Annotated in this window: 10 protein-coding genes; 3 read left to right on the top strand and 7 right to left on the bottom strand. The window is 45.2% G+C overall.

Translation table 11 applies throughout. From position 1 onward, the window contains the following. Positions 1-15: 15 nt before the first annotated feature. From AB6D06_RS04375 to hinT, 3 genes are all read right to left on the bottom strand, one after another. Positions 16-399, bottom strand: coding sequence for a YcfL family protein (locus tag AB6D06_RS04375; RefSeq protein ID WP_017060222.1), 384 nt, complete (start codon positions 397-399; stop codon positions 16-18). Continuing rightward, a complete protein-coding gene (locus tag AB6D06_RS04370) occupies positions 399-1790 on the bottom strand; it encodes a hypothetical protein (RefSeq protein ID WP_280532479.1) in 1392 nt (463 codons plus the stop codon). The genes AB6D06_RS04375 and AB6D06_RS04370 overlap by 1 nt, the downstream gene beginning before the upstream one ends. 277 nt (positions 1791-2067) lie before the next feature. Then, positions 2068-2418, bottom strand: a complete 351-nt coding sequence (gene hinT / locus AB6D06_RS04365) for a purine nucleoside phosphoramidase (RefSeq protein ID WP_017065295.1) — start codon at positions 2416-2418, stop codon at positions 2068-2070. A gap of 277 nt (positions 2419-2695) precedes the next feature. On the opposite strand from hinT, the gene AB6D06_RS04360 reads away from it, so the two are divergent. Both AB6D06_RS04360 and AB6D06_RS04355 read left to right on the top strand, forming a co-directional pair. Further along, positions 2696-4687, top strand: coding sequence for a methyl-accepting chemotaxis protein (locus tag AB6D06_RS04360; protein ID WP_372109965.1), 1992 nt, complete (start codon positions 2696-2698; stop codon positions 4685-4687). 197 nt (positions 4688-4884) lie between these two features. Then, positions 4885-6051 (top strand): DUF1887 family protein, encoded by a 1167-nt coding sequence (locus AB6D06_RS04355; protein WP_017065293.1) that lies wholly within the window; start codon positions 4885-4887, stop codon positions 6049-6051. Between the two features lie 213 nt (positions 6052-6264). On the opposite strand, the gene udp is transcribed toward AB6D06_RS04355, so the two are convergent. The 4 genes from udp to AB6D06_RS04335 all read right to left on the bottom strand — a co-directional run bounded on the left by udp (position 6265) and on the right by AB6D06_RS04335 (position 11884). After that, the gene (gene udp, locus AB6D06_RS04350; RefSeq protein WP_017065292.1) at positions 6265-7023 is read right to left on the bottom strand and encodes a uridine phosphorylase; all 759 of its coding nucleotides are present in this window, start codon (positions 7021-7023) and stop codon (positions 6265-6267) included. 282 nt (positions 7024-7305) lie between these two features. Beyond that, entirely contained in the window at positions 7306-9663 is a 2358-nt protein-coding gene (locus AB6D06_RS04345; protein ID WP_372109964.1) for a zinc/cadmium/mercury/lead-transporting ATPase, read from the bottom strand. A 153-nt stretch (positions 9664-9816) separates the two neighbouring features. Beyond that, complete coding sequence (locus AB6D06_RS04340; protein WP_372109963.1) at positions 9817-11280, bottom strand: MATE family efflux transporter; 1464 nt, start codon at positions 11278-11280, stop codon at positions 9817-9819. A gap of 187 nt (positions 11281-11467) precedes the next feature. Then, complete coding sequence (locus tag AB6D06_RS04335; protein WP_017060213.1) at positions 11468-11884, bottom strand: CBS domain-containing protein; 417 nt, start codon at positions 11882-11884, stop codon at positions 11468-11470. 302 nt (positions 11885-12186) lie between these two features. Between AB6D06_RS04335 and AB6D06_RS04330 the strand changes: the two genes are divergently transcribed. Beyond that, a complete protein-coding gene (locus tag AB6D06_RS04330; protein WP_372109962.1) occupies positions 12187-12420 on the top strand; it encodes a hypothetical protein in 234 nt (77 codons plus the stop codon). Positions 12421-12435: the final 15 nt, after the last annotated feature.

The raw sequence follows: 12435 nt of genomic DNA, 5'->3' as shown, positions 1-12435 counted from the left end.
CCCGTTTTATCAGACTTACTGCTCTCGGAACTGGACTCTGAACTGAGTTGCTTTCGGGTTTACCGACACTTCCGACAACGAAATGCTTTCAAAACCACGAACAATGGCTTGCTTCCAAGGGCCTTGTTTTAGATTGACCTCAAGCCCGGCATCGTCGTACCAGTAAAAACGATAAAGGATATGTTGATCGCCTTTATAGTTACTGTTTAAACGAACGATTCCGCGCGTATGACCGTCGACCAGATCGGTACGGATATCTTCAACCTGTAAACGGCTGCCCAATACCTTGTCACCAAAGAAAACGTTCTGAGTCAGACTATCAACCCTTACGCCAGCTGTATTATCAGCACAACCAGCCAGAGCCATAACCGCTGCTAAACTCACTAACCACTTTTTCATTACAGCCTCCCTAGCTGTTTATGCCACATTGTTGCGTTGTTACCTTGTCGAGAAATCCACACCAAAGTGGTCTGCCCTTCTCGGATATCAAAGTCATACGTTTTAGCGCCCGCTTCTAGCGTATATTGACCGCTGTTTGCTACGAACGTGCTGCTCTTAATCTCAGCCGGTAGAGATTGCCAACTGCGAGTATCTGGTTGTTCGGTGAATGTATTCCACACATTGAACAAGATATTGCCGACATCGTTGCCTTTGGTTGCTTCTTTACGAATGCGATCTTTCGCGACTACACGTAGCGCTTGGCGAATAACAATGCTCGTCATACGTTCAGATAAATCATTCTGAGCCATCGCGTTTACATCCGTGATCAGGTGTTCTTGTAAAGGTTGTCCGCTGATTCGCAAGGCAGAAAAACGCTCTACGTTTTGACTCGGGTAATAGGGCAGCGCAAGAGAGTATATTGCCCCCTGATCGCGACTGTCATAAACAGGTAAATCTAGTCGCCAACTGTCCATAGCTTGTACAGCGCTCTGCTCTTGAAGAACAATCACTCGCCCTTCACCTGTACTAAGTTTAGAAGACTGCTTATAGCGTTTTTCTAATGTCGCTAAATCTTGTCGCATCCCTAAACGTGCGGCAGTTGCCATCGTTCTGTCGATGATTTCTTGGTTATCTGGCATCACAGCCAAAGCACGACGATAGTCAACATAGGCACTGTTTAAATCATTTGAAGCTTCATAAAGCAGACCAGACAAGAACATCAGATACGCATTCTGTACTGACTGCAGCTTTTTACCCGCATCAGGGTAATTAGCAAGGATGCTACCCACATTGGCAGACAACCCCTGCTTCTTCGCATCGCTGGCTGCACGGTCTAACTCAGCTTCACGTTGCTTCTTTGCTTGTTCTTGAACTTGGTTGGCGCGACGCATTTCAATCACCGCACCTTCTAAATCGTTTTTCTTGAGATAATTTAAACCGAGATACAGATGAAGAAACCCCAGTTCATAATCGGCTGGCACATACTCGGTAATATTATCATTCACCGCCAACGCACCCACGCTGGTCGCACTGTCTGAAATCGAGATAACGGCTTTTCTTTGCTGCTCAGTTACCGCCTGATCCGCCACTTCAAACGAAGACTTACTCTCTGGGTATTGCTGATCCAGAAGGTTAATTCTACCTCTTTCAAAGTTATCAAGGATGTCACCCGCAGCGTAATCTGGTAGCTCTTGTTGAGCCTCTGAATAATCTCCAGATTTCACGGCTTGGTAGATCTCTTTGTTTTGCGCGCTGTAATGACTGAACAGGCTTCCTGCAGACATACTCGCACAACCTACGGTCAACGCCGATAACAGGGCAATGGAAGCGAATCTAAACTGTTGCTTCACTTATCGTCTCCGTGCATGTTTAAAATGCCTACTTTATTAGGGTCTGCTGACCTTTAATGGTCTCATTATCAAAACGAAACGTGTTGTAAAAAGGATCTCAAGCCAGTTGAAATCCTACTGATATAGCCTCTGCCTAAGCGATGCCGACATTCAGACAACAGATAGAACTTAAAGTTGGCATACAAACTACAAATTTTCCAACTAACTACTTGTGTTAACCCACTAATGAGCGCGTTTAAACTAGCTCATTAGCTTTCATTAACTCGTTAGCTTTTCATTAGCTCATTAATAGGGGGCCAAGTGGACGACCACCAACCAAGTGCATGTGAATATGATAAACCTCTTGGCCACCGTGAGAGTTACAGTTCACGATAAGACGATAGCCATCTTCTGCGATGCCTTCTTCTTTTGCTAACTTACGAGCAACAGTAAACATGCGCCCCATCATCGCTTCATCTTCGACTTCAACATCGTTGGTTGTCGGAATCAGCTTGTTTGGGATGATTAGGATATGGCTTGGCGCACGAGGGTTAATATCGCGGAATGCGGTTACTAAATCGTCTTGGTATAGTAGATCTGCTGGGATTTCTTTGTTGATGATCTTAGTAAAAATGGTTTCTTCAGCCATGTTTCTCTCCGATAAAACATTTATTTTTTAATGCTTTGAGTATGCGCTATGCCGCATCAAACCACAATAAATCTGCTTTAAAGCATAATAAAAAACACCGTTCAAATCAAAGAAAACGAGCCTTAGCTCTCAAGAATGGCATGTTGGTTATAACTGAGCGTTATTTTTGACGTATGCGTCATAAAACGCGTAAGCCGAGCTCAATAGAATGCTGACAATTTTGTTAGTTTTACTTTGACCTGACATTAGGTCTGCATTTTTATTTAGGGAGAAAGCCATGAAGGGATCTGTGATCAAGCGTATGTACGCTGGTTTCGCACTGATCATCATCATGTTCGCAGTCACGATAACCATCATGATGAACAGCATGAATCAGATACACAGCAATTTTGAGAGTGTCTCAGAAACCTCATTGCCACTTGTTGCGCTTTCAAATCAAACAAGTGTTCAATTGCTTTCTGCTGATAAGTCATTCAAAGATTTCTTAACCACACAAAACGCTGAACGCATGTCTGCAATGCGTACAGAATTTGCTGCATCACAAAACTCGTTTTCAGAAGTTCTCGGTAGTTTAGAAGCGGCAAGCCAAAACAATGCTTCACTTATTGAACGTATCGCGCAATTAAGAGCAATGGAAGAACGCTACTTCGCCGAAGCTGACGAAGCGATGAACAACTACGTTGCGATGTTCGAAGCGCAAGAACAAGTGCAAAAAGCCTCTCGTGACTTCCAACGTTTACATTCAGAATTAACCGTTGGCATGAAAGAGTACGTCGCCGACCAAAAAAGCATCTCTGTAAAAGTGATGGCAAAGAGCTACTTCATTAAACTGCAAGATGCAGAAGTCATCACCTCTGATGCACTTGCGAGCTCTGATGTTGCCTTCGTTCAGAAAGCCGTTAACCAAAACAAAAAGGCCGTTACTCATCTTAACTACGCTTATCGCGGCCTATCAACACAACTACCAGCACTTAAGAATGTCTTCGATGAGTCGGTTCAGAAGTTCACCAAAGACGTTGGTCAGAAAGGTGGCGTACTAGACAAACACAACAACTACCTACAAGCCAAGCAAGCGCTGTACGTGAACATCGCCAACCTAGCTGTAGAAGTTGACCAAGCAATGGCTGTTTTGGACTCGTTCAACGTAACTGCTGAAGAGCAACTCAACTCATCACTAGCAGACGCAAGCAGCATCTACGACAAAGGCCTATTCAACGCGATTGCAATTGGCATTGTTGTAACCGTGTTCGCAGCTGCAATTGGTTACCACATTGCACATAGCGTACGAGAGCCATTAACTCGCATCCTCGGTACGTTAGAAGGTCTAACCGAAGGCGATATGACTCAGCGTATCGATATTCGCTACGACAACGAATTCAGCCGCGTGAGCCGTCACATCAACACCTTGGCTGACAACCTACACAACATCCTTGTGAAGCTGAATGACGCTTCAGATGACTTAACTAAGACTGCAAGCGTCAACCAGAAGACGTCATCTGAAACGCAGGCTCAATTGAACAGCCAACGTGAGCAAACCGCGACTGTTGCGACCGCAATGACAGAGATGTCTCATTCTGTACAAGAAGTGGCGAACAGCGCGCAAAGCTCACTCACCATGGTTCAACAAGTAGAATCGGCTTCTGAGTCTGGTCGTCAGATCATGAACACCAACATCAGCACCATTAATCAGCTTGAAGTTCGCCTTACTGAATCAGTGGGCGCTGTAGGCGAGCTACAACAGATGAGTAGCCAGATTGGTTCAATCCTTGACGTTATTCGTGGTATTGCTGAACAGACCAACCTACTTGCACTTAATGCGGCAATCGAAGCAGCGCGTGCAGGTGAACAAGGTCGTGGTTTTGCAGTCGTTGCCGATGAAGTACGAGTGCTAGCACAGAAGACCACTCAATCAACCTCTGAAATCGAGACTATGATCAGCAATCTGCAATCAAGCTCGAAAACGGCAAGCAACGTTATTGAAAGCTGTATGACCGATATGGACATGTCGGTTCAACAAGCTTCAAGTGCAAACAGTGCGATGGAAGAGATCCAAGCCTTGATTCTAGAGATCAGCCACATGAGTACACACATCTCTCAAGCAGCCGCTGAGCAGAGTGAAACGTCTGGTGATATTGCACGCAACATCGAAGACATCAACCATATCGCAGATAAGAGTTACCAAGCGATGTCTTCAATTGCAGAAGCCAGCCAAAACCTAACAATTTTGGCGAATCAGCAAGGTGATTTAGTACATCAATTCAAACTATAGATAAATGAAGAATCGATAGATATTTAGTGAGATTGTTGAGACTTCTTACCCAATAGTGGTAACTAATTGAGCTAGGGCAACTTTTATCAAGGGTTGCCCTTGTTTTTTATGAGCTTTGTCATTATATGATTATTAAGGCTTGCTGCTTCCCGTTTTTTCTTTCACCTTTATGAGCGAGCCGCTATTAAGGAATTTATATGGCTGTTCATGTTGGCATTATCGATCAAGACCCCATTCGCTTGCTCACCCCATTACTTGATAACCGAACGGTCAGCACCCACATCGTGTTTATCGGCGACAAGAATCAAGTCAGTATGTACAAACGTTTAGACAGCGTTTTGCATAAGCGCGACATTACGAGTGAGTTTTTCGAAATTCCGACCATCGTAAATACGTCCGTCATTAAAGAATCTATCCAAACCCTTGCCGAAGACCTCAAAGCACGCGGTCAAGAAGTGAAGCTCAACGCAAGTTGTGGCCTTCGTCACCGCCTACTTTCTGTGTACGAAGTATTCCGTACTTACCACTGGCCAATCTTCGTGGTTGAACCAAACAGTGACAAGCTGTGTTGGTTGTACCCAAATGGTAAAGAAGATGCACAAGTTCAAGACCGCATCACCATCGACGACTACCTGACTGTGTTCGGTGCTCGCGGTGAATTCAGCGATGTTCAGCTGTCTCCGCAACTGGATCAGAAACTTTATGAACTGGGTGAACGTTGGGCAAGTAACGCACTCGAACTAGGCCCTGGCCTTGCGACATTGAACTACCTAGCAACGACCTGCCGTAAAGAACAAAAACTTGATGTAGGCCTATCTGAGAAGCAACAAGGCTATCGCGAGCTCAACATGCTGCTGAGCGATTTGGTTGAAGCTAAAATTGCGACTTACGACAATGGTATTTTGACCTTTGCCAACGAAGACGCGCGCCGCTTCTCAAACGGTGAATGGCTTGAAACATTGGTTCACAGCACAGTTAAGCAGATCCAAGATGACATGCCGACCATTCAAGACCGTTCTTTGAATGTTCAGGTATACCGTCAACTGGGTGAACGTGAGGTTCGTAACGAGCTTGATGTTGCCTCTGTGGTGAACAATAAGCTGCACATCATCGAATGTAAGACCAAAGGCATGCGTGATGATGGTGATGACACCTTGTACAAACTGGAATCGCTTAGAGACCTGCTAGGTGGCCTACAAGCACGTGCAATGTTAGTGAGCTTCCGCCCTCTTCGCCATAACGACATCACACGAGCTGAAGATCTTGGCCTTGCATTGATTGGCCCTGACGAATTGAAAGATCTTAAAACACACCTAACGGCATGGTTTACAGCTGCGGGTGGCAGTGAAGATCTAGAGTACTAAAAACCAATAAGCTCATGAGAGCTCAATGCTCTTAAGCAGATTGTTAAAAAGGCGAATGACGATTAAGTCACTCGCCTTTTTTGTTGTCTGTTTTCTCTATTGATTACTTTCAGACGGCACAAAAAAATGGCCGCATCATACGATGCGGCCATTTTCAAAATTTAATGTCACTTGAAGACTTAATGCTCTCTAAAACTCAGAGCACTTTAAGACTTAAAGCATTTTACGAGCGGCTTCTACAACCACTTTGATTGAACGTGCTTCTGTTACTTTTAGAGTGTCGTGATCAGGCGTCTCTTTTTGAGTACGGTTGATGATTACACCAGCAACACAACCTGCTTTCAGACCAGAACTTGCACACATAGTTAGCAGTGTTGCAGATTCCATCTCGAAGTTTAGAACGCCCATGTCTTGCCATTCTTGCATAGAGCCTTGGAAGCGCTTAACAACGCGACCAGAGAACGTGTCGTAACGCTCTTGACCTGGGTAGAACGTATCGCTTGATGCCGTTACGCCCATGTGAACTGTTGCACCTGATTCATCAACTGCCGCTTTCATTGCTGTTGCAACTTCAAAGTCAGCCACTGCTGGGAACTCCATAGGAGCAAAGTGTAGGCTAGCGCCGTCTAGACGAACAGAACCTGTAGAAACAATCATGTCACCCACGTTTACGTGAGGTTGGATAGCACCAGTCGTACCAACACGTAGGAAAGTGCGAACACCAAGTTGAGCAAGCTCTTCAACTGCGATAGAAGTCGATGGACCACCAATACCTGTTGAACATACAACAACTGGTTTGCCGTCTAGCTCTGCGCGGTAAAGCGTGTATTCACGGTGACTAGCAAGGAATACTGGGTTCTCCATCTCTTCTGCAATTTTTTGCACACGAGCAGGATCACCAGGGATGATCGCAAGAGTAGCACCGTTAAGATCTGCTTCAGTAACACCTAAGTGGAAAACAGCTTGAGACATAGTTCGCTCCTTTTGGCTTATTGGGCTTTTTACCCTTATTTAAGCTCATAGTAAATTCGTGGGGTACGAACACACTCTAACCAAGCTCATTACAAAATGAAGTGATACATGTCACATTAATGATCGCAACAATAATTCAAGTTTCAGAAAAAACCGATTGGCATCACAAAAATAAGCAATCCGCACGCCTATGTTGCATACTAATGAGACAAAAAGCGCCTTTAACGTATTACCGCTAAAGGCGCTTTTATATTAAGAATGCTCTATGTCGGTGAGCTCGATTTAGTACGCTTTAGATTTAAATCGAAGCAGACGCAATGCGTTCAATGTCACCAATGCAGTTGCACCACTATCCGCTAAAACTGCCACCCACAAACCGGTAATACCTAACAAGCTTGTCACCAAGAATACGACCTTCAAACCAAGCGCAAGGGCTACGTTTTGACGGATGTTGTTCATGGTCGCTTGCGACAGTTCAATCATCGCTGGCAGCTCAGTTAAACGGTTATGAGTCAGTGCTGAATCCGCCGTTTCCAAAGCGACATCCGTACCACCACCCATTGCGATGCCGACATTCGCCGTTTTCATTGCTGGTGCATCATTAATGCCATCACCGACCATCGCCACGTGCGACTGTTGAGATAACTCCTCAACGTAAGATACCTTGTCGCTTGGCAATAGGCTTGCCTTGTACTGCATACCAATCTTGCTACTGATCGCTGCTGCACTGCGCGGATTATCGCCGGTCAACATGATAGATTGAATACCTAATTCATTAAGTCGTTCAATCGCAAGCTTAGCGTCACTGCGTAACGTATCTTGCCAAGCAATCAGACCAATCACCGTCGTAGCTTGCTCTGTTGATTCTTCTTGATCTTTAACCTCAAGAGCAACCACAACCGTCTTGCCCTCACCTTCTAATGCTTCTACCTGAGAAACCACATCGGCACCAAGTTCGAACGTGACTTTAGACGGTGACAGAACCTGATACTTAACACCATCAACATCCCCTTCAACACCACTACCAATCAACGCTTTCTTGTTGTGTGATTCAGGAATCTCAATATTCAGGTCTTTTACTTTAGCGACAAGTGACTGCGCCAACGGGTGAGTAGAGCCAACTTCAATCGCCCCAACCACACGCAGCATCGCGTCTTGTTGCCACCCCGATAGAGGTTGAATATCCGTAACCTGAGGCTTACCTTCGGTCAGTGTGCCTGTCTTATCGAAGGCGATGGTTTGGATTTTACCAAGCTGCTCTAGCGCTGCGCCGCCTTTAATGAGCGCGCCACGTTTCGCTGCTGCTGCTAAGCCAGAGGTAATCGCTGCAGGAGTCGAGATAACCAAGGCACACGGACAAGCAATCAACAATAGCGCTAGGCCACGGTAAACCCATGTTTCCCATGGCTGCGCAAACAACAATGGTGGCGTGATGATGACCAACAGAGCCACTACCATCATTAACGGTGTGTACCAACGGCTGAACTTATCGAGGAATCGCTCTAGTGGTGCTTTACGAGACTCTGCTTCTTCAATCAGATGAAGAATGCGATCGATCGCGTTCTCACCCTGTTTTGAAGTGATGGTGATACGAACCACTTTATCGACCACCACAGCGCCAGCCATGATGCTATTGCCTTCGATGTTTTCAACAGGAACAGATTCACCGGTTAACGCACTTTCATCAAAGCTTGCCGCGTCTGTAATCAATTGGCCGTCAGCAGGTAAACGAGAGCCCGCGGCCACTTCAATCACATCACCTGGAACCAGTTCACTGACTGCTACTTCTACACGCTCGCCGTTGATGATCTTAGTCGCGTTTTCTGGTACCAATGCCATTAGCGCTTGAACGCCACTTCTTGCTCTTGATGAAGCAAACGCTTCTAAGCGCTCACCAATCAAGAACAACAATAGAACCATCGCTGCTTCCGCAGTTTCGCCAAGGTACAAAGCACCCAGCGCGGCAACACTCATTAAGGTTTCAATAGCAAACGGTGTACCTGAACGCGCCAGCTGAACCGCTTTCTTCGCCACCGGATATAAACCAAGCAGACAAGTTACCGTAAACAAGCCTTCGCTTAATTGAGGAGAGGTACTTTTCAGAAGCGCCGCAAACAGCATTGCCGCTGCAATCGCGATAATCTGTAAATTAGGTTGGATATAAGCTTGCCAAAAAGTCTCAGGTTGTTGTTTTTCTTTCTTTGAACCGACTTCCGTAAGAGGGAAACCCGTTTTGATAGAGACCTGTTCAATGGTGTCAGCAAGGCTTTCATTATCGAATTTCACAACCAGCTTTTCGGTAGCAAAGAGAACCTTCGCTTGAATAACACCGTCAATATTGCTGATCGCGTTTTCTATTTTTCTTGCACAAGCTGGACAGTCCATTCCGGCAACCAGCCAACTTTTCGAAAATTTGGCATCGAGAGATAAAGTTGAGGACTGACTGTCTTCTTCTCCACTATCCGACGAACTACAACAATCATCTCCAGACGATGACGAAGCAGCAGAAGAGCTACAACAACCAGATGAAGTACCTGCTGCTGTGATGCTTGAAATTTTAGGGCTAGAGCAACTTGCTCCTGCCGCTTGAGGTTGAACGTCCACTTTTGCTGAGCGGCACGCTGCATGTTTTGCGCACATAATGTATCTCCTTAATACTCAAAAGCCTTGAGGTTGTTGCTAACTTACGAGCAACAGAACCTTAAGTTCATCAAAAGTATAAACCTTGGAGGCTACTCCAAGGTCAAGAAGAAGTTTTCAAGAAAACAAAAATATTATGCCAGCGCCGATGGCTTACTGAGATTTAAGCTCCGCACACTCTTCACGGTTAGCGGATACATCATCAATAAGAACCGCATCGTGTGAACAGAATGGCTGAGTGTTCAAGCTGACAATCGACACATCATCTTCCACTGGATCAACTTGAGATCCTTTCATCAGTTCAGCGATATGATGTCGAAGCACCAAGATACCTAAAATTCCGAACAAAACATTACCCAAAGCTTGACCATAGAGAACACCCAAAGCGCCATACCATTGCGAACCTAGATATACGAACGGCAGAGTACCTAACGTCGCTTTACCCAAATTCAATGCTGTCGAGTAAAGCGGTTTACCTAGGTTGTTGAAAGACGTGTTGGCAACAAATAGTGCACCGTTAAAGGTGAAGGTTAACGCCACATAGGTACAGAAAGCCGCCACAATGATTGCTGCATCACCTTGTAAGCTAAAGCCTTGAATGACATAACCTTGAACGAAGTACAACAGAATACAAACAGCGATGGTGTATGCCGTAGTAACCAATAATGAGTTATTGAGCGTTTCTTTTACTCGGTCCATGCGTTCAGCACCAAAGTTCTGACCAATGATTGGCCCCACAGCGCCAGACAAGGCAAAGATAACCGCAAAACAAACTGGCGTCAGACGACCTATCACGGCAAAGCCCGCGACAAAATCCTCACCATATTGTGCGATACCCGTTGTTACAATCGCATTACCGATAGGCGTTGCGGTATTGGTGATAATCGCAGGCAGCGCAATCGCCAATATTGGTCGAATATTAATGCGCCATTGCACAAAAGAAGGCGGAGCTACCAGCTGATGGCTGCGAATAAGAGGATAAAGCGAAAAGAATAGCACCGAGAAACGAGCGACAACCGAAGCGATAGCCGCCCCTTCGATGTTCCAACCAAAACCAAAAATAAACAGAGGATCGAGAATCGCGTTAACAATGCCGCCAGACAAAGTTGCCCACATCGAACGCTTAGCATCACCTGCCGCTCTTAAGCCCGCACCCGCTGCCATCGCTAACGCCAAAAATGGACCACTAGGTAGCAAAATCTGTAGGTAAGCTTGAGCGCGTTCGGCTGCAATGCCTTTGGCGCCTATCGCGGCTAGCAGCTCTGGAATATAAGCGAACATGATTGCAGTTATGGTTGAACTGATAACAAACGCAGTCAGCATGATACTGGTGCTTAGGTTTCGAGCGTGCTCTTGATTCTTGGAGCCGATGGCTTTGGACACTAATGCGCCCATGGCAATGGAAGTACCGATAGAAACGGAGGTAGAAAAGAAAGTCAGCGTACCTGCAAATCCTACCGCAGCAGCCAATTCAACCTGTCCGAGCATACTGATAAACAGCATGTCGAGCAGATCGACCACAAATAACGCCATCAAACCGACAGAGCCAGCCCCCGACATCACCAATATGTGGCGCATCGTTGAACCTTCAACAAACTTTGCCGTTTGATTTGACATGAAACCTCCAAAAGTTGGAATACCCAAGAGCTAAAGCCTAATCAGCTGTTCAACTGTTCAACTGTTCAACTGGCTAGGGATCCAAAAAGAAAGGATCGACCAAGAAAAGCGCTATACAGAAAAAAGGCGCTAGTGCGCCTTTTTTCAATTGAGAGTATTGAGAAAAATAATCGTTCTTAACACGCTACTATACCTGATGTTTGAAGCATTCTTCCAAGTTCTTGCCAATTGCTCTCAAAACATCAGTTCTGGTGATAATACCCACCAGTTTTCGATTATCGATCACAGGGTATGCTTTAGGTTTTCCAACCTGCATCATGTCCGCCAATTCAATAATGGATAAGTCAGGTGACACCGACAGCACTTCTTGGTACATACAGTCACCCACAAGGTGTGTGTCTTGGCAGAAGTAACTGACCTTCACAAGTTTCTCGAGTAAATCCTGCTCTGAAAGGAAGCCAATCACTTGTTCGTTATCATCGATTACGGGCCCACCCATATGGTGGCTACGCATCACTTTGTCTAACGCTAGACTTAACGGCATATCAGGAGTAAATGTCACAACCTGCTGCGTCATGTAATCTTTCACTTTAATAGAATGCATTGCGTTCTCCCTAAATACTTTGCGTCATATATTTTCTATCTTGTTAAGTTAATTGTTGTCTAAAATCTTGATTTTACTAAATGGATTTCAACAATTTTATTGATAGGCAAAACCTAACAAGACAAAAAAGTGAGACAAACAAAGGGTTGAGCACGTTTTCGAACGCCAGAAAAAAGAAAAAAAAGAGCCCTTACAAAGCCTTACTTTCCCTTGCTTAACCTTACTTAGCCGAGCTAGCCTGCGTAAATAAACCCTGTAATCTTCACCTCACTAATAATTAGAAATCCCGTTTTAGGCAGTTTATGCAACACGACAACAACATGTACGCGTATATTTACGCAGGTAACGACGGCACAGAAAACACACTCATCGCCACTATCGATAATCAAGAAAAACCGCTGATATCAAGCTGCGTTGATGATATAAAACGCATGTCATGCTTAGCCATTGATTTAGCAGCAAAACACGACCTAAAAGTGAAGCTGGTGAAATATCAAAGAGAACAAGAGATCGACTTCGGCCTATTCGTTAAATAGTGAATCCGACACTGA

Source organism: Vibrio sp. 10N.239.311.G01 (genome assembly GCF_041465805.1).
GTDB classification, from domain to species: domain Bacteria; phylum Pseudomonadota; class Gammaproteobacteria; order Enterobacterales; family Vibrionaceae; genus Vibrio; species Vibrio crassostreae_C.
Note: the sequence above shows the minus strand (reverse complement) of the source record. Positions and strands in the feature narration are given on the sequence as shown.

Excerpts from the sequence above, each read along its gene's own strand:
- AB6D06_RS04375 (WP_017060222.1), bottom strand. The coding sequence starts at position 399 with ATGAAAAAGTGGTTAGTGAGTTTAGCAGCGGTTATGGCTCTGGCTGGT.
- hinT (WP_017065295.1), bottom strand. The coding sequence starts at position 2,418 with ATGGCTGAAGAAACCATTTTTACTAAGATCATCAACAAAGAAATCCCA.
- AB6D06_RS04360 (WP_372109965.1), top strand. The coding sequence starts at position 2,696 with ATGAAGGGATCTGTGATCAAGCGTATGTACGCTGGTTTCGCACTGATC.
- AB6D06_RS04355 (WP_017065293.1), top strand. The coding sequence starts at position 4,885 with ATGGCTGTTCATGTTGGCATTATCGATCAAGACCCCATTCGCTTGCTC.
- udp (WP_017065292.1), bottom strand. The coding sequence starts at position 7,023 with ATGTCTCAAGCTGTTTTCCACTTAGGTGTTACTGAAGCAGATCTTAAC.
- AB6D06_RS04345 (WP_372109964.1), bottom strand. The coding sequence starts at position 9,663 with ATGTGCGCAAAACATGCAGCGTGCCGCTCAGCAAAAGTGGACGTTCAA.
- AB6D06_RS04340 (WP_372109963.1), bottom strand. The coding sequence starts at position 11,280 with ATGTCAAATCAAACGGCAAAGTTTGTTGAAGGTTCAACGATGCGCCAC.
- AB6D06_RS04335 (WP_017060213.1), bottom strand. The coding sequence starts at position 11,884 with ATGCATTCTATTAAAGTGAAAGATTACATGACGCAGCAGGTTGTGACA.
- AB6D06_RS04330 (WP_372109962.1), top strand. The coding sequence starts at position 12,187 with ATGCAACACGACAACAACATGTACGCGTATATTTACGCAGGTAACGAC.